The sequence below is a fragment of the Frankia sp. KB5 genome, from assembly GCF_002099325.1.
Lineage (GTDB): Bacteria > Actinomycetota > Actinomycetes > Frankiales > Frankiaceae > Frankia > Frankia casuarinae.
The window spans coordinates 22,806-40,590 of sequence record NZ_MRUJ01000081.1; the positions used below are offsets into that span (position 1 = coordinate 22,806).

At 71.4% G+C, this 17,785-nt stretch carries 16 protein-coding genes and 2 pseudogenes; 13 read left to right on the forward strand and 5 right to left on the reverse strand.

All coding sequences use genetic code 11. From position 1 onward, the window contains the following. Positions 1–203 precede the first annotated feature (203 nt). Entirely contained in the window at positions 204–1,127 is a 924-nt protein-coding gene (locus KBI5_RS09325) for a 5'-3' exonuclease (RefSeq protein WP_082456744.1), read from the reverse strand. Between the two features lie 157 nt (positions 1,128–1,284). On the opposite strand from KBI5_RS09325, the gene KBI5_RS09330 reads away from it, so the two are divergent. From KBI5_RS09330 to KBI5_RS09345, 4 genes are all read left to right on the forward strand, one after another. Then, a complete protein-coding gene (locus KBI5_RS09330; RefSeq protein WP_193359376.1) occupies positions 1,285–1,725 on the forward strand; it encodes an Lrp/AsnC family transcriptional regulator in 441 nt (146 codons plus the stop codon). 91 nt (positions 1,726–1,816) lie between these two features. Further along, positions 1,817–3,463, forward strand: a complete 1,647-nt coding sequence (locus KBI5_RS09335) for an amidohydrolase family protein (protein ID WP_085015014.1) — start codon at positions 1,817–1,819, stop codon at positions 3,461–3,463. Between the two features lie 316 nt (positions 3,464–3,779). Beyond that, positions 3,780–5,372, forward strand: a complete 1,593-nt coding sequence (lnt, locus tag KBI5_RS09340) for an apolipoprotein N-acyltransferase (RefSeq protein WP_241882776.1) — start codon at positions 3,780–3,782, stop codon at positions 5,370–5,372. 52 nt (positions 5,373–5,424) lie between these two features. Beyond that, positions 5,425–6,342 (forward strand): polyprenol monophosphomannose synthase, encoded by a 918-nt coding sequence (locus KBI5_RS09345; protein ID WP_011436685.1) that lies wholly within the window; start codon positions 5,425–5,427, stop codon positions 6,340–6,342. 287 nt (positions 6,343–6,629) lie between these two features. On the opposite strand, the gene KBI5_RS09350 is transcribed toward KBI5_RS09345, so the two are convergent. Then, complete coding sequence (locus tag KBI5_RS09350) at positions 6,630–6,980, reverse strand: RNA polymerase-binding protein RbpA (protein WP_011436684.1); 351 nt, start codon at positions 6,978–6,980, stop codon at positions 6,630–6,632. A gap of 96 nt (positions 6,981–7,076) precedes the next feature. Here KBI5_RS09350 and KBI5_RS09355 point away from each other — a divergent pair, with 96 nt between their 5' ends. The 5 genes and pseudogenes from KBI5_RS09355 (at position 7,077) to KBI5_RS09375 (ending at position 10,061) form a co-directional block, all read left to right on the forward strand. Beyond that, positions 7,077–7,595, forward strand: coding sequence for a hypothetical protein (locus tag KBI5_RS09355; protein ID WP_085015015.1), 519 nt, complete (start codon positions 7,077–7,079; stop codon positions 7,593–7,595). Continuing rightward, entirely contained in the window at positions 7,592–8,011 is a 420-nt protein-coding gene (gene msrB / locus KBI5_RS09360) for a peptide-methionine (R)-S-oxide reductase MsrB (protein WP_011436682.1), read from the forward strand. Before KBI5_RS09355 ends, msrB begins: the two co-directional genes overlap by 4 nt. A 581-nt stretch (positions 8,012–8,592) precedes the next feature. Next, a pseudogene (locus tag KBI5_RS09365) lies at positions 8,593–9,015 on the forward strand (DUF5753 domain-containing protein); the annotation flags it as partial. A gap of 12 nt (positions 9,016–9,027) precedes the next feature. Beyond that, positions 9,028–9,246: pseudogene (locus KBI5_RS25175) on the forward strand (DUF397 domain-containing protein); the annotation flags it as partial. Between the two features lie 563 nt (positions 9,247–9,809). Then, positions 9,810–10,061 carry a hypothetical protein gene (locus KBI5_RS09375; protein ID WP_023841324.1) on the forward strand — a complete coding sequence of 84 codons (252 nt, stop codon included), beginning with the start codon at positions 9,810–9,812 and terminating at the stop codon, positions 10,059–10,061. Positions 10,062–10,100: 39 nt separating this feature from the next. Here the strand turns inward: KBI5_RS09375 and KBI5_RS09380 are convergent, their stop codons facing one another. Further along, entirely contained in the window at positions 10,101–10,652 is a 552-nt protein-coding gene (locus KBI5_RS09380; RefSeq protein ID WP_011436678.1) for a recombinase family protein, read from the reverse strand. Beyond that, positions 10,613–11,011, reverse strand: coding sequence for a hypothetical protein (locus KBI5_RS09385; protein ID WP_011436677.1), 399 nt, complete (start codon positions 11,009–11,011; stop codon positions 10,613–10,615). The genes KBI5_RS09380 and KBI5_RS09385 overlap by 40 nt, the downstream gene beginning before the upstream one ends. Before the next feature lie 237 nt (positions 11,012–11,248). Here KBI5_RS09385 and KBI5_RS09390 point away from each other — a divergent pair, with 237 nt between their 5' ends. Beyond that, positions 11,249–11,596 carry a hypothetical protein gene (locus KBI5_RS09390; protein ID WP_011436676.1) on the forward strand — a complete coding sequence of 116 codons (348 nt, stop codon included), beginning with the start codon at positions 11,249–11,251 and terminating at the stop codon, positions 11,594–11,596. 190 nt (positions 11,597–11,786) lie between these two features. On the opposite strand, the gene KBI5_RS09395 is transcribed toward KBI5_RS09390, so the two are convergent. Then, positions 11,787–12,695, reverse strand: a complete 909-nt coding sequence (locus KBI5_RS09395) for an acyl-CoA desaturase (protein ID WP_116289882.1) — start codon at positions 12,693–12,695, stop codon at positions 11,787–11,789. Positions 12,696–13,299: 604 nt separating this feature from the next. On the opposite strand from KBI5_RS09395, the gene KBI5_RS09400 reads away from it, so the two are divergent. The 3 genes from KBI5_RS09400 to KBI5_RS09410 all read left to right on the forward strand — a co-directional run bounded on the left by KBI5_RS09400 (position 13,300) and on the right by KBI5_RS09410 (position 17,767). Next, a complete protein-coding gene (locus KBI5_RS09400; protein ID WP_085015016.1) occupies positions 13,300–15,957 on the forward strand; it encodes a DEAD/DEAH box helicase in 2,658 nt (885 codons plus the stop codon). 78 nt (positions 15,958–16,035) lie between these two features. Then, the gene (locus KBI5_RS09405) at positions 16,036–16,902 is read left to right on the forward strand and encodes an SAM-dependent methyltransferase (RefSeq protein ID WP_011436673.1); all 867 of its coding nucleotides are present in this window, start codon (positions 16,036–16,038) and stop codon (positions 16,900–16,902) included. A 229-nt stretch (positions 16,903–17,131) separates the two neighbouring features. After that, positions 17,132–17,767 carry a response regulator transcription factor gene (locus tag KBI5_RS09410; RefSeq protein WP_035733062.1) on the forward strand — a complete coding sequence of 212 codons (636 nt, stop codon included), beginning with the start codon at positions 17,132–17,134 and terminating at the stop codon, positions 17,765–17,767. Positions 17,768–17,785: the final 18 nt, after the last annotated feature.

Consider the following 17,785-nt stretch of genomic DNA (forward strand, 5'->3'; position numbering starts at 1 on the left):
CCCCGCGACGTCAACCGGCGCACCGCCTGCGTGTGCCCACGCCGAGGTACGCAGGGAAACCTACCGTCACCAGGGCAGCGCCATGACGGGCAGCCCCACCACCCACCCGCCGAGATGACCCTGCGCGTCACTGCGACAGCCGGACGAACACGCCCGCTCAAGCGGCAACCGGACGAACACGCCGGCTGAGGCCGTCCACGGCCTCAGCCACCCGCGGCCTCGGCCAGCGCCCGCACCAGCCGCGTGCACGAACCGGTCAGCCCCCACCGTTCGGCGAGCGCCCCCACCGCCGCCGGATCGACCGGCGCCGCCGGCAGCAGATCAGCGAAGGCACCCACCGGCACGTCCCGCACCACCGCCACCACCCCCACCGCGGCACGCACATAGTCCCGGGCGCCCCGCAACCGACGCCGCGCCCCGGCCGGCAGACCCGCGCCGCCGTCGGCGTCAACCGCGGCGAGCACCGCCGCGAGYGACCCGAACCGGGTCAGCAGCGCCGCGGCGGTCTTCGCCCCGATCCCCGCCACCCCCGGCAACCCGTCACTGGGATCACCGCGCAGCACCGCGAAATCGGCATAGGCCCGCCCCGGAACGCCGTAGCGTGCCGTCACCGCCGCCTCGTCCACCACCGCGAACTTCTCCACCGCGTACCGCACCCGCACCCCGGCCGCGTCGTCGACGAGCTGGAACAGGTCCCGGTCACCGGTCAGAATGTCCACCTCCCCCCGGTGACGGGTCGCCAGCGTCGCGATCACGTCGTCAGCCTCGAACCCGGCGGCCTCCGCCCGGGCGATCCCGAACGCGTCGAGGACCTCGTCGATGATCGGGAGTTGGGCGAGCAGGTCGCCGTCCACCCGCTCGACCTGCCCGCCCCCGCCGGCCTCGCCGGCCCCGACGTCGGCGACCCGGTGCGCCTTGTAGGACGCCAGCAGCGCCACCCGGAACGCCGGCCGCCAGTCGGCGTCGAAACACGCCACGACCCGCTTCGGGCGCACCTCGCCGATCTGCCGGGCCAGCACGTCGAGCAGTCCCCGCACCGCGTTCACCGGCGTGCCGTCGGGAGCCCGCACCGAACGCGGCACCCCGAAAAACGACCGGAAGTACAGCGACGGGGTGTCGACAAGCATCAGCCGACCGTCCGCCCCCGCCCGCTCACCCACAAACACCGTCCCACCCTCCCCGCACACAGCCGGTACCCATCCCAGCGGCTATCCCCACGGGACCAGACCACGGACCAGAAACATCCACATCATCCCCCGTCCTCCTGCATACGCTCCGAACGTGCTGGAAGATCTCGACCGTCAAATCGTGCAGATGCTGTGCCGAGATGGGCGTATGAGCTTCACCGACCTCGGCCGAGCCACCGGCCTGTCGGTCTCCGCCGTCCATCAGCGCGTCCGACGCCTGGAACAGCGTGGAGTGATCACCTCCTACACGGCGCTCGTCGACCCCGCCCAGGTCGGCCTGCCCCTGACCGCCTTCATCTCGATCACACCGATCGACCCGAGCCAACCCGACGACGCCGCCGACCGGCTCGCCCACATCGTCGAGATCGAGGCCTGCCACAGCGTCGCCGGCGACGAGAGCTACCTGCTCAAGGTGCGAGTCGCCACCCCCGGCGACCTCGAGACGCTGCTGCAGCAGATCCGCGCCGCCGCGAACGTCTCCACCCGCACCATGGTCGTGCTCTCCACCCCCTACGAAGGACGCCCCCCCGCCCTGTGAACACCCGCCGGACCAACCCCCGCCCCGGACCGCCCCCGGACCGGAGCGCCGCTCACCGCACCAGGGCACGGCCACCGCCCGGATCGAACAGATGGATCCGCGTCACGTCCAGGGCGGCAGACTCACCACCGTGACCGACGACGCCCCCCGACCCGCCCGCACCATCCTGTACCGGGGCGGGCGCATCCACACCCCGGCCGACCCGTTCGCCACCGCGATGCTCACCGACGGCGACACCATCGCCTGGGTCGGCTGCGACGCCGCCGCCACCCATCTCGACGCCGACACCGTCATCGACCTCGACGACGCCCTGATCACCCCCGCCTTCGTCGACGCCCACGTCCACACCACCGCCACCGGCCTGGCCCTGTCCGGCCTCGACCTCACCGGCACCCCCACCCGCGCCGCCGCCCTGTGCGCCCTCACCGCACACGCCCACCGCCACCCCACCACCACCCTGTTCGCCACCGGCTGGGACGAGACCACCTGGACCGACGACCCACGCCCACCCACCGCCACCGACCTCGACCGCGCCGCTGGCGGCGCGGTCGTCTACCTCGCCCGCGTCGACGGCCACAGCGCGGTGATCTCCTCCGCGCTCGCCGCCGCATCCGGCGCCCCCCACCACCCCGGCTGGCACCCCGACGGCACCGTCACCGGCCACGCCCACCACCTCGCCCGCCGGACCGCCGACGCCACCCTGACCCCCACCGGGCGCCGCGACGCCTGGAACACCACCCGCACCCGCGCCGCCGCCCTCGGCATCGTCGCCCTGCACGAGATGGCCGGACCCGACATCTCCTCCGCCGACGACCTCGCCGGCCTGCTCGCCCACGCCCGCGCCGTCCCCGGACCCGACATCGTCGGCTACTGGGCCGGGGACATCGCCACCGCCGTCGAACTCGGCACCGCCTGGGGCGGCGACGCCTTCGTCGACGGCTCCCTCGGCTCCCACACCGCCGCCCTGCACACCCCCTACGCCGACACCCCCCACATCCGCGCCACCACCCACCTCGACGCCGACACCATCCGCGACGCCGTCCTCGACTGCGCCGACGCCGGCCTACAGGCCGGCTTCCACGCCATCGGCGACGCCGCCATCACCACCGTGCTGGACGGCCTCGAAGCCGCCGCCACCACCCTCGGCCACAACCAGATCACCGCCGCCCGCCACCGCCTCGAACACGCCGAAATGACCACCCCCGACCACCTGCCCCGCATCGCCGCCCTCGGCCTCGTCGCCAGCGTCCAACCCGCCTTCGACGCCCGCTGGGGCGGCGAGAACGGCATGTACGCCACCCGCCTGGGCCCCACCCGTGCCGCCRCCATGAACCCCTTCGCCGCCATGAACCGCGCCGGCATCCCCCTGGCGTTCTCCTCCGACGCCCCCGTCACCCCCCTGGACCCCTGGGGCGCCATACGCGCCGCCGTCACCCACCACACCCCCACCGCCCGCCTCTCCGCCCGCGCCGCGTTCACCGCCGCGACCCGAGGCGGCTGGCGCGCCGCCCGCGCCGACACCGACGGCCACGGCACCCTCGCCCCCGGCGCCCCCGCCACCTACGCCGTCTGGGCCGTGCCCGGCGAACTCGTCGCCCAGGTCCCCGACGACCGCATCGCCGCCTGGTCCACCGACCCCCGCGGCGCCGTCGCCGCCCTGCCCGACCTGTCCGCGCCCGCCCCGACCTGCCTACGCACCGTCCTGCGCGGCCGCATCCTGCACGACACCCTCACCTGAACACCGGCCCCGCCCGACCTGCCCACGCACCGTCCTGCGCGGCCGCGTCCCCCTCGGCTTCGAGTCAGCTTCGAGCGTCAGGGCCGCCACACGCCCGCCGACCAGGACCGGCGTGCTCAGCACGACCCGTGTGACCGAAACTGGTCCAGTGACCCCACCGCCCGCCCGCCCGCCCCACCAAGCGGCCGGTGACACGGCCCCCATCCCACCAGCCGTCCCCGAACCGCGCGTGAACGGCGAACCACCCGTGAACGGCGAACCAGGCATGGGCCCGCGGCCAGACCCGGCGGACCCGCAACCCACCCTGAGATCCACCTTGAGATCCACCCTGATCCGCCACACCCGACGCCCACTCGCCGCGCTCCTCGGCGGCGCCCTGCTCTACCTCGCCACCCCACCGGTCGGCTGCTGGCCCCTGGCCCCCGTCGCGGTCACCCTGCTCACCCTCGCCGTCCGCAACCGGCGTCTGCGCGCCTCCTACGGCCTGGGACTGCTGTTCTCCCTCGCCTTCTGCATCCCCCTCCTGCGCTTCGTCTCCTTCGTCGGCRCAGACGGATGGCTCGTGCTCTCCCTCGCCGAAGCCGCCATCCTCGCCCTCGTCGCCCCCGCCACCACCCTCGTCTGGCGGCTACCCGGCGCCTGGCTGTGGACCGCCGCCGTCTGGGTCGCCCAGGAAGCGCTGCGCAGCCGAGCGCCCTTCGGCGGCTTCCCCTGGGGACGACTCGCCTTCACCCAGCCCGACAGCCCCTTCACCGCCCTGGCCGCCCTCGGCGGCGCCCCCGCCGTCACCGCCGCCGTCGCCGCCACCGGCGCCCTGACCGCCCTCACCATCGTCAGGATCACCACCCCCGCCCGCGGCACACCCACCCCCCGCACCCTCCCAACAGCCGCCACGGCCCGCCGCCTCGCCGCCCCCATCCTCGGCACTGCCGCCCTCACCCTCACCGGCCTGCTCGTACCCCTGCCCATCGCCCCCGAGCACGGCACCCTCACCGTCGCCGCCATCCAGGGAAACGTCCCCGCCGACGGCGGCTACCGCGCCCTCGGCCGCGCCTTCCAGGTCACCGCCAACCACGTCACCGTCACCAGGCACCTCGCCACCGACGTCACCACCGGAACACACCCACAACCCGACCTCGTCCTGTGGCCGGAGAACTCCTCCGACCTCGACCCCCTCACCAACCCCGCCGTCGCCACCGCCCTGCGCGCCGCCGCCCGCACCGCCGGCGCCCCCCTCCTCGTCGGCGCCGTCCTGGGYGGCCCCGGACCAGGCCACCTCCGCAACGCCGGCATGATCTGGACCGCTGACGGCTTCACCGGCCAGATGTACGTCAAACGCCACCCCGTCCCCTTCGCCGAATACCTCCCCGGCCGCGCCCTACTCGAAAAACTCATCCACCGCTTCGCCGACGAGATGCCCAGCGACTTCCTCGCCGGCACCACCCCCGGCGCGCTCCACGCCGCCGGCACCACCATCGGAGACATCATCTGCTTCGAAGTCGCCTACGACGGCCTCGTCCGCGACACCGTCAACCACGGCGCCGATATCCTCGTCATCCAGACAAACAACGCATCCTTCGGTCGCAAAGGTGAAAGCCAACAGCAACTCGCCATGTCACGTCTGCGCGCAGTCGAACACGGCCGGGCCACCGTCCAGGTCTCCACCAGCGGTGAAAGCGCCCTCATCACTCCCGACGGCACCCTGCTCGCCAAAACCGGCCTCTACGAAGCAGGCATCCTCACCGCCGCGCTACCCCGACGCACCACCCGCACCCTCGCCGACCAGGCCGGGATCCTCCCGGAGGCGGTTCTCATCGCCCTCGGCCTGACCGCCATGATGGCAGGGGTGATCCACGCCCGGCGAACCCGTCCCACGGCCCGGACCGTGACACCGCCAACACCGACATGACCGCCAACACCGACATGACCGCCACCCCGTAGCCGGCACACCACCAAACCCCATGACCCCGCGAAACGACACCGACAGCGCCACCCACCGTGACGCCACCCGGGCAGACACCACCGCGGACATGGTCCCTGACCAGGAGAGGAAGCGCGTGGATCCCAACCGCGTTGTCGTCTGCGTCCCGACCTACAACGAACGGGACAACCTACCGGACACCGCCCGCCGCCTGCGGACGGCCAACCCGACGGTCGACCTGCTCGTCATCGACGACGCCAGCCCCGACGGCACCGGGAAGATCGCCGACGAACTCGCCGCCTCCGACGACCACATCCACGTCCTGCACCGCGAAGGCAAATCCGGCCTCGGCACCGCCTACGTCGCCGGGTTCTCCTGGGCACTACACCACGGCTACACCGTCATCGTCGAAATGGACGCCGACGGCTCCCACCAACCCGAGCAGCTACCCCGCCTGCTCGCCGCCCTCGACCACGCCGACCTCGTCATCGGATCCCGCTGGATACCCGGGGGAGAGGTCCGCAACTGGCCGCGGCGCCGCTTCCTGCTCTCCCGCGGCGCCAACCTCTACGTCCGCGCCGCCCTCGGCATACCCCTACGCGACGCCACCGCCGGCTTCCGCGCCTACCGCGCCGACGTCCTCCGCGACCGCGACCTGCACCGCGTCACCTCCCAGGGCTACTGCTTCCAGGTCGACCTCGCCTGGCAGGCCTGGCGCCGCGGCTTCCGCGTCCGCGAAGTCCCCATCACCTTCGTCGAACGCGAACGCGGCACCTCCAAGATGAGCAACGCCGTCGTCGCCGAAGCCCTCTGGCGCGTCGCCTGGTGGGCCGCCACCACCCGACGCCACCGCCCCACCCCGAAGACAACCACCGACACCACACCCCACGAGCCCCTCCACACCCCCCAGGACCGCAACGTCACCCAGGACCGCAACGTCACCTCCGGCCACGCCTGAATCCGACGCCCACCGGCCGAACCGGCCCCCCACCACCGCCCAACACCCGACCGCCCAACACCCGACCCGAGGCCGCACGCAACCAGTCGGCACAACACGATGCGACACCCGGCCGGACCCGACGCGGCCACCACGGCCGCCCGGGCACGGCTCAACCCGCCCCGTGCCCGGCAGCCCACCCCACGAACACGACACAACGAACCGACCGCGGACACGGCGAAAGGTCGGACACGGCAACCACCCCGCGCCCGACCCCTACCGCACAACCACCCAAACGATCAGGCCGATCAGGCTGAACGCCTGTCCGTACCGGCACCCCGCAGAACGGCCAACCGCTCCGCCAGGACCTCTTCAAGGTCATCCGTCGTCCGACGCTCCATCAGCATGTCCCAGTGCGTACGCGGCGGCTTCGCCTTCTTCGGCTCAGGCCGCTCACCATCGACGATGACCGACGCCCCACCACAAACCCTGCACTCCCACACCGACGGCACCTCGGCCTCAGCCGCGAAGGGCATGGTGAACTGGTGGCCGTTCGGACAGTCGTAGGACGCGGACTGCCGTGGGGCAAGCTCGGTGCTGCGGTCAGTCTCGTAGGACACAGCACCGAGACGGCTTCCCCGCAGGATGCGCTCGCCCATATAACTCCTCCGAGCGTCGAGACGTGTGCAACTACCCCTCGATAACGTTCCAGCCAGCCCAGGCGTTCCCACCGACGAAGGACCACCAACACAACCATGAACACCCAACGCTCCCACTCCACCACAAAATACCGCACCGCCCACTCCCGAACCCTGCACACCACCACCCTCGGCATCACCCGCGCCACCATCGGCATCCTCRCCCTCAGCCGCCCCGTCGACATCATCCGCCTCACCGGCGTCGACCGCGTCACAGCCGGCAGACTCGCCTGGCTCGCCCGACTCGCCGGCATCCGCGACCTCGCCCTCGGCACCGGCCTCCTCCACGCCCTGATCACCCGCCGCGACACCACCACCTGGCTGTGGACCGGAATGATCGCCGACGCCGCGGACGTTGCCGTCCTTGCAACCGCCACCACCCGCGGCGAACTCCCACCCATGATCGGCACCGCCATGACCACCGCCGCCCTCGGCGGCGTCACCGCCGCCGTCCCCCTCGCCCTGCCCCGACACCACCCGAACACCGACCCACCACCGACCATCGACACCGGGGGAGAGCACCACCACCCCGCCCCACCCACTCCCACCCGCAGAAAGGCAGCCACGACACCATGACCGACCCCCACGACACCACCGGACCCGACAAAATCGTCAAGACCGACGAGCAGTGGCGCGCCGAACTCGACCCCGAGCGCTACGCCATCCTCCGCCGCGCCGCCACCGAACCCCCCTTCACCGGCGCCTACACCTACAGCAAAGAAAACGGCACCTACCGCTGCGGCGGCTGCGGCGCCGCCCTGTTCACCTCCGACACCAAATACGACTCCGGCTCCGGCTGGCCCAGCTTCACCCAACCTGCCGTCGCCGACGCCCTCGAACTCGTCGAAGACCACTCCCACGGCATGATCCGCACCGAAGTCCGCTGCGCCCGCTGCGGCGGACACCTCGGCCATGTCTTCGACGACGGACCCGGCCCCACCGGCCAGCGCTACTGCATGAACAGCCTCGCCCTCGACCTCGACCCCCACTGAAGCCGCCTCCAGGTAAACCGTTTCCCCCGCAGCCCGGGCTGCCAGGCACAGGGAAGCAGGGCCCACACCTCGGCGGGTTCACGCCGGGCCCTCCCCCACCCACCAAAAACGCCGATAATGAGCATTATGTCAAGTAGAGCTGGTCGCAGGGCCTCCCCTCCTCGGCCCCGGGCCGCTCAGCCGCAGTTGATTCACCGGCCCGGCTGAACGTGACACACCTCGACCGGTGGCGTCCCCGGCCAGCGATGTCCCCCATCCGGATGCCGCCGGTCAAACCCGGCCGTCACCGGCCATACGAGGCTTCCATGCCTACCAATGATCAACTTGGCTTGATCTGCCTTTACTCCCCCGGTGCTGGTTGGTGTTTTTGTTTTTGATCATGGCATGTGAGATGTCGTCAACACTGTTGATTATCTTGAAGTGAATGTGGGGGACCTGGGCACGGTCCGCGGTCCCCCAGCGGACCGTCACCGCCCATGCCTTGAACAGCTCGGCAGCCGCGCCCTGGATGACGGCGTTACGGGCGAACCTGCCCCGGGCCGCCTCCGGGACGGCGACGTTCGCCGCCGCGTCGGGATCGTCGGGATCGTCGGGCGGGTCGGCAGCGGATGCTGCGGCGACCTGGCGCTCCGAGCTACGAGCTGCTGATCGACGAGGCCGCGGTCCGGCGACCGTCCGCGCCGCCGCCGGTGATGCGCGAGCAGCTCGCGCATCTGGCGGCTCGGGCCGACGAGGAGAACGTCACGGTGCGGGTGCTGCCGATCGAGGCGGTGGTCCGCGACTACCAGACGTTGCCGGGAGCGCTGTCGCTCTACACCTATCCCGATCCGGGCGACCCGGTGGTGGCGGCGATCGAGTCCATCACCACCGACGTCATCGTGACGGATTCCGCGCAGGTCGCACGGTACGCCGAGCGGTACGACCTGCTGGCCGAGGTGGCGCTGTCCCCCGGCGACAGCGTCGAGTTCATCAGCCAGGCCGCGACGAAGCTGCCTGACCGTTAGGAAGCGACCACCATGAACAGTGCCGTGAGCACCCCCGCCTTCGCCTCCCTCGTCACCGCCTGGCGCAAGTCCAGCCGCAGCGAGCCGACCGCCAACTGTGTTCAGGTGGCCGCGGCCGGGGCTGGCGCGGCCCGCCGGATAGGCGTCCGCGACTCCAAATTCCCGTCAGGCCCTGATTTGTGGTTCACCCCGGCCGTCTGGGCGGCCTTCGTCGACCAGACCAGGCGGCAGCCCGGCGCGCAGATCCGGGACGGCGGCGTCATCACCGGGCACATTCCGGCCGAGCAGGTCCCAGCGGACTTCCACAGGGACGACAAGGTCTTCGAGCCGGGACGGCCGGCGATCACGATGCGCGGTACCGCCGGTTTGGATGGCCCGGTCCTCTACTTCACCGAGGTCGAGTGGGAGGCCTTCGTCGCCGGCGTGACGGCCGGCGAGTTCGACGACCTGCCCGGCGGCCTGGCGGAGGAGCCAGGGCGCCCCAGCCGGTAGCGTCACCGACGTCCCAGCCGTCAGGGGCCGCAGCCATTCAGAGGGCTGCGGCCCCTGACGCGTTCTCGCGTCCTTTCGCCCCGCCGCGCGGCGCCGAAACCCGTTGGGGCTTGTCACATTCGGTCCGAACTCGGATACTGCCCTCACGATGTGCGTTGCTGCACTGTGCAGAGCTGTGCGCAGTGATACGCACTGGCAGTCCGGGGAGGCCTGGCGTAAGCGGGCGTCACCGTCGTGGCAGAGGCCGCGTTCCAGGACCGGCTCTGGACCCCCATCTGGAACCGCTCACCGCCCACGCCGACGTGCGAATCATCCGCTGCACCGTCGACGCCGCCGTCGCCCACCAGCGGATCACCACCCGCGCCGGGCTCGATCCCCACCGCACTGCCCACGGCGACCGCGACCTCCTCGACGACATCGCCGCCGGCCGCCACTCTCTGGATGGCTTCGTCGACATCAGCCTGGACCTCCCGCGGCTCCCCGTCGACACCAGCGACGGCTACCGCCCCGGTCTCGACACCATCGCGGCGTTCCTCACCGAGTCCGTCCCGTGAGCGCTGAGCCGTCGGACGGGTCTGGCAGGCCGTGTCGACTCAGCCCGCGGCAGCTGCCGTCTCGGTGGCGCGCAGGTAGCTGTACACCGTCTCGCGGCTGACGCCGAACTCGCGGGCCAGATCGGACTTCTGCTCGCCGGCGGCGGCGCGCGCGACCAGATCCCGGGCCTGGCCCGGGGTCAGGGCGGGCTTGCGGCCGGTGTAGGCGCCGCGCTGCTTCGCGGCGGCGATGCCCTCGCGCCGGCGTTCGAGGATCAGTGCGCGCTCGAACTCGGCGAACGCGCCCATGACGGACAGCAGCAGGGTCGCCATCGGCGAGTCCTCGCCGATGAAGGTCAGGCCCTCCTTGACGAACTCGACCCGCACGCCCTTGGCCGTGAGGGTCCGCACGATGCGGCGCAGATCGTCAAGGTTGCGGGCGAGGCGGTCCATCGAGTGCACGAGCACGGTGTCGCCCTCGCGGACAAACGCGAGCATCTCGTCGAGCTTCGGCCGATCGGCATCCTTCCCGGACGCCTTGTCCGTGAACAGCCGCTCGGCCTCGACCCCGTCTAGGCGAGCGGCACGCGCGTCGCGGACCGCGCCGACCACCAGACCCAGCGGGGTGCCAGCAACGCCTCGATCCCGGCGAGCACCCGCGCGGCCTGGCCGGCCCCGGCCAGGGGAACCGCGAGCCGCACCACGCCCGGCGCCACCGCACCGCCCGCCCCACGCGGGCCGTCCCTACCCTTCAGACCCTCCGGGCTGTCCGCACCCTCCCGACCGTCCGTGTCCTCCCGACCGGTGCCACCGCTCACCGTGGGCGCGGACGCGGCCCGGGGCCGGTAGGCCACCCCGAGGCCGGCTCCGCCCAGCGGGACCAGGGCGAGCAGATCCCGGCGGACGAACCCGTCGGCCCGCAGCCGGGCGAGCAGGCCCGACTCCGGGTAGGACGGGGATGCCGACGTCACTGGTCGATTCTCACCGGCGGGTCCGACAGTTCGCGCCCCTCCGGGACGGTGCTCACGGCTGTCGGGCCAGTACTCACGGTCGCGGTGCCAGGGTCCACGGCACCCCCGGCGGCCAGTGGCAGCCCGGTGACGCGACGCGCCCGAAGAGCTAGAAAGCCGAAATGCCCACGTTGGAAACGTTGAGCGGCAAGAATCCGACGACGGGAGATCGGAACCTTCGCGGGAAGAGGCGGTTTCATGGCAGGACGGGACAGCGAGTACGAACGCCCCATCCTGCTCAGCTGCGGCGGCTGCGACGTGCGCTGGACGGCGCTGACCGCGGCGCACTGCCCGTCCTGCCACGAGACCTTCGCCGGCACCACCACCGGCTTCGACGCGCATCGGGTGAAGGGGGCCTGTCTTTCCCCGGAACGGGCCGGGTTACGCCGCGACCGCGGATACTGGCTCAGCGGAGACGAACAGCCGCCCGGCCGCATCCTGCGGGTCTCCGACCGGCAAGGCGGTTCGGCCGGCCCCGCGGGCGCCCGCGGTGGCGCCGGAGGCGGGGCCCGAGGTGGCGCCGGCACGGTACGGATGGCCGGCTGACCGAGCCCTCCCCCTTGTGTTCCCCGGCTGCGGTCCCGCAGCACCCGGACGCCGTCGCAGACCGCTCTCCCCCGTCCAGGGACGCTTCCGTTGGGGTAAAGGGGCCCGGCAGTGAAGATTCGACCGAGATGGCACGCTTAAAGCCCATGCCGGTTTTTTCCGGCCAAGCTATGACGTTCGACGTCGTTTCTCAACGCCCCGCGCCGGCGTCCACTCGGCGGGCGGCGATCCGTTTGGCGGTGGGCCACCGCACGTCGTGCGCCCAGCCGAGCTTCTCGAACAGGCGGATGAGTGCGGCGCTGGGATCGATCTGGCCGGGCAGGACGCCGTGGCGGGCGCTGGTGGGGTCGGCGTGGTGCAGGTTGTGCCACGACTYCCCCAGCGAGGGTATGGCCAGCCACCACACGTTGCTGGAGCGGTCCCGGGCCGCGAACGGTCGGGTGYCGATCGTGTGGCAGATCGAGTTGATGGAGAAGGTGACGTGGTGCAGCAGCGCGATACGGACCAGCGCTCCCCAGAACAACGCGGTCGCGGCCCCGGCCCAGGACATGCTCCACAGGCCGCCGACCAGCGGYGGCAGCAGCACCGAGGCGGCGACGAGCCAGGGGAAGCGGGCCGAGATCGCCGCGATGTCCCGATCGGCGAGCAGATCCGGGCAGAACGTCTCCGGCGCGGTCCGTTCCGGGTGGAAAAGCCATCCGACATGGGCGTGCAGGAACCCTTTCGCCAGGCCCCTGCCATGATGACCGAAACGCCACGGTGAATGCGGATCAGCTGCCTGGTCGGAGTATTTGTGATGCCGCCGGTGGGCCGCGACCCAGTCGGTCACCCCCATTTCGATGGCGAGGCTCCCGGCGACGGCGAGGATTATCCGCAGCGGCCGACCGGTCCGGAAGGAACCATGCGTGAACAGCCGGTGGTAGCCCACGGTGACACCGAATCCGGTGATCAGGTACATGACGGCACCGATGACCAGGTCGTGCCAGCCCAGCCCCCACCCCCAGGCCAGCGGGACCGCGGCGAGCAGGGCAAGCAGGGGCACGACGATGAAGAACGCGAGCAGAACCTGCTCGCCGAGGGTCTTCGACTGGTCCGCCACGTCGGGACGGGTCGACCGCCTCGGCCCGGTGGCCCTGGCCGGGAGCGGCGGCCCCGACGGCAGGGTCGGGTCGGGGCGGGACCGGCCCGGCGGACACCCGTCGTAGTCACCGGGCCGGGATGCTGCGACGCGCGCCGCGGCAGAACCGAGGGTGCCCGATCCGAGGGTGCCCGATCCGAGGGTGCCCGATCCGAGGGTGCCCGATCCGAGGGTGCCCGATCCGAGGGTGCCCGATCCGAGGGTGGTCGTGGGGATGGATTTGGCCGTACCGGACGTGGTAGCCGTACCGGACGTGGTGACGGTAGATTTTATGATAACGGAATCGGTGCTGCCGGATACAGCGGCAGAGGCGGCGATGGCCGACTGCAGTTCGGATTCACGGGACACGTGTTTCCCTCCGTGTCTGGGGGATTGTCAGTGCTACCTGTGGTCGGTTTTCCGGATCGGGGCGTTGGTGCTACCCGCCAGAACCGGGTTGGGTGTACCCCCGCATCGAGGCGCGGAAAGCGGACTTCACGAACACCGTCCGTCCCGGGTAGCAGAGCGTCACGGGCCGCCCACCCGAGAGCCGTGGGCGGCGTTCGTCAGGCACGATCGAACGACCATGACACTCACCGACCACCTTCCCCCGACTTCCGGCACCGGCCATGACGGCGAACGGGCCGCCCACCCGAAGGACCCCCACCCGAAGGACCCCGACTCGAAGAACCCGGACCTGACCGGCCCCGACGACGGGCCCGGCGGCGGGCCCGATCCCGACGCACTCTATGACGCGTTCACCAGGTGGGTCGCAGAGCAGGGGCTGGAGCTGTACCCGGCGCAGTCCGAGGCGCTGATCGAGATCGTCTCGGGGTCGAACGTGATCCTGGCGACGCCGACCGGGTCGGGCAAGAGCCTGGTCGCGGCGGGGGCGCACTTCGCGGCGCTGGCGGCGCGGCGGCGTACCTTCTACACCGCGCCGATCAAGGCGCTGGTGTCGGAGAAGTTCTTCGCGTTGTGCGCGATGTTCGGCGCGGCGCAGGTCGGGATGATGACCGGGGACGCCAGCGTGAACGACACGGCGCCGATCATCTGCTGCACGGCGGAGGTACTGGCGAACATCGCGCTGCGCGACGGGGTCGCCGCCGACGTCGGTCAGGTCGTCATGGACGAGTTCCACTACTACGCCGACCCCGACCGCGGCTGGGCCTGGCAGGTGCCGCTGCTGGAACTGCCGCACACCCAGTTCATCCTGATGTCGGCGACGCTCGGTGACGTGTCGCTGTTCGAGGCGGACCTGACGCGGCGCACCGGGCGCGAGACCACGGTGGTGCGCTCCGCGCAGCGTCCGGTGCCGCTGTTCTACCGGTTCGTCACCACGCCGATGCACGAGACGATCGGTGAGCTGCTGGAGACCCACCAGGCTCCCGTCTACGTCGTGCACTTCACCCAGGCGCAGGCGTTGGAACGGGCGCAGGCGCTGATGAGCGTGAACGTGTCGACCCGGGCGGAGAAGGACGCGATCGCGAGGACGATCGGGAACTTCCGGTTCACCGCCGGGTTCGGCAAGGTGCTGTCCCGGCTGGTCCGCCACGGCATCGGGGTGCATCACGCCGGAATGCTGCCGAAGTACCGCCGGCTGGTGGAGCAGCTCGCCCAGGCGGGGCTACTGAAAGTCATCTGCGGCACGGACACCCTGGGGGTGGGGATCAATGTGCCGATCCGCACGGTGGTGTTCACCTCCCTGTCGAAGTACGACGGGAGCAGGGTGCGGCTGCTGTCGGCACGGGAGTTCCATCAGATCGCCGGGCGGGCCGGGCGGGCCGGCTACGACCCGGTCGGCAACGTCGTCGTGCAGGCCCCCGAGCATGTGATCGAAAACGAACGCGCGTTGGCGAAGGCCGGGGACGATCCGAAGAAGCGGCGCAAGGTGGTCCGCAAGAAGCCCCCCGAGGGCAGCGTCGGGTACGGCCTGGCGACGTTCGAACGGCTCATCGCGGCCGAACCCGAGCCGTTGACCTCCCAGTTCACCGTGAACCACGCGATGCTGCTCAACGTGATCAACCGGCCGGGGGACGCGTTCGCGTCGATGCGCCACCTGCTCACCGACAACCATTCGGATCGCGCCACTCAGCGCCGGCTGATCCACCGGGCGATCGCGATCTACCGGGCGCTGCTGGCGGCCGGGGTGGTGGAGCGCCTCGACACCCCCGACGAGCTTGGCCGCGGCGTGCGGGTGACGGTGGACCTGCAGCTCKACTTCGCGCTCAATCAGCCGCTGTCCCCGTTCGCGCTGGCCGCGCTGGAGCTGCTCGACCCGGCCTCCCCCTCCTATGCGCTGGATGTGCTTTCGGTGCTGGAGGCGACCCTGGACAATCCCCGGCAGGTGCTGCACGCCCAGCTGTCGAAGGCGAAGGGGGAGGCGGTCGCGGCGATGAAGGCCGAGGGCGTCGACTACGACCGGCGGATGGAGCTGCTGGAGGAGGTCAGCTATCCCCAGCCGCTGGCGGAGCTGCTGGGCGCGGCGTTCGGCCTGTACCGGCGGGGGCATCCCTGGGTCGACGACTACGAGCTGGCGCCGAAGTCGGTGGCGCGGGAGCTCTACGAGCGGGCGATGACGTTCGCCGAGTACGTGGCGTTCTACGGGCTGGCCCGCTCCGAGGGGCTGCTGCTGCGCTACCTGGCCGACGCCTACAAGGCGCTGCGCCAGACGGTGCCCGAGGACGCCCGCACCGAGGAGGTCGTCGACCTGACCGAGTGGCTGGGGGAACTGGTCCGCCAGACCGACTCCAGCCTCCTCGACGAGTGGGAGCGGCTGAGCAACCCGGCCGGGGACGGCGCGGGCGCCACGGCGGGCACCACGGCGAGCGGTGGTGGCGTCGACGAGCGGCCACCGGCGGTCACGGGCAACATCCGGGCATTTCGGGTGTTGGTGCGCAACGCGCTGTTCCGCCGGGTCGAGCTTGMCGCGCTGCGCCGCTACGACACGCTCGGCGAGCTCGACGGCGGGTATGACGGCGGGTTCGACGCCGACGGGTGGCGGGCGGCGTTGGAGCCGTACTTCGCCGAGCATGGCGAGATCGGCACCGGTCCGGACGCGCGGGGGCCGGGTCTGCTCATCCTCGACGAGAAGCCGGGGACGCCGGGGACGTGGACGGCGCGACAGATCTTCGACGACCCGGCCGGGGACCATGACTGGGGCTTCAGCGCGGAGATCGACCTGACCGCCTCGGACGAGGCGGGGGTCGCGGTGGTCCGGGTCACCGCCGTCGACCGATTCTGACGCCCGTAAAGGAACACGAAATCCGCCCCCACTAGGGTATTTGGTAAGGATCGTCCAATTACCAAGGGGCTGATTGCGGTGACGAGCGCGGACCGACACGACCCAGAGGTCGGGCAGTGGTGGAAGAGCCTTGCGGAGGAACGCAGCCCGGTCGACCTCAGGACCGACCAGCCGCACGCGGCCCGGATGTACGACTACTTCCTGGGTGGCAAGGACAACTTCCCCGTTGATCGGGAGGCGGCCGAGCAGGCACGGGCCGCCTTCCCGGGCGCCAGCATCGCCGCGGTGGAGAACCGGGCGTTCCTGCGCCGGGCGACCCGGTTCCTGGCCACCGAGGTCGGGATCCGCCAGTTCCTCGACATCGGCACCGGCATCCCCACGTCCCCGAACCTGCACGAGGTCGCCCAGGGCATCGCCCCCGACGCCCGGATCGTCTACACCGACAACGACCCGATCGTGCTCGCCCACGCCCGGGCCCTGCTCGCCAGCACCCCCGAGGGCCGCACCGCCTACCTCGACGCGGATCTGCGCGACCCGGAGCGCATTCTGGCCGCCCCGGAACTGCGCGACACCCTCGACCTGACTCAGCCGGTCGCCCTGTCCATGATCGCGATCTTCCATTTCATCCCCGACGCGGATGACCCCTACGGCATCCTCGGCCGGCTGCTGGCGGCCCTGCCATCGGGCAGTTATCTGGCGCTCACCCACGCCACCGCCGACGTCAACCCCAGCATGGAGCAGCTCTTCATCACGTACCGCTCCCGGGGCATCCCCGGGCAGCAGCGCACCCGGGCCGAAGTGGAACGGTTCTTCGCCGGCCTGGAGCTCATCGATCCCGGGGTGGAGATGGTCCATCGGTGGCGGCCGGAGGAGCCCGCCGCCGAGGGCGAGGGGCCGACCGATGCCGAGGTCAGTGTCTACGGCGGCGTCGCCCGCCTCGGGTAACCATCTCGGGTAGCCGCCGGCTCTCACCGGTTGTGCGGTCGCCAGCCGCTGCGGGCCCCAGGCCGGGGGCGGTGCGCTCACGCGGGCGGGTTCACCCGGGTGAGCCGGACGGCTCGAACGGGCCCGCAACGGGCCCGCCCGCACCCGCGCACCCTCCCGGCACCATGCCGAACCGGTTCGGGCGACGACCATGGACGGTATCGTCGGCACCGTGAGTATCGTCGGCACCGTGAGCACCGTACGGGTCTTCCTCCTGGACGATCATGAGATCGTCCGGCGTGGCATCCGCGAGATGCTCTCCGAGAACGGTGACATCGAGGTCGTCGGAGAGGCGTCCACCGCGGCGGAGGCACTGCGCCGGATCCCGGCGACGAGGCCGGACGTGGCCGTGCTCGACGCCCGCCTCGAGGACGGCAACGGTATCGACGTCTGCCGGGATCTGCGCTCGGCGCACCCCGAGATCGGCTGCCTGATCCTCACCTCCTACGACGACGATGACGCCCTGTTCGCCGCCATCATGGCCGGGGCCGCCGGCTACCTGCTCAAGCAGATCAGGGGCACGGACCTGGTCGGGGCCATCCGGACGATCGCCGCGGGCCGTTCCCTGCTCGACCCGGCCGTCACCCAGCGGGTCCTCACCCGGTTGCGGGAGGGCCCGGCCGAGGACCGCAAGCTTGCCACCCTCGGCGAGCGGGAACGCCAGATCCTCGTCCTCATCGCGGAGGGGCTGACCAACCGGCAGATCGCCGGGCGGATCCACCTGTCCGAGAAGACGGTGAAGAACTACGTCTCGGCCATCCTGGAGAAGCTGGAGCTGTCCAGCCGCACCCAGGCCGCCGTGTACGCCACCCGCATCGAGAAGTGACGGCGCCCGGAGACGCGA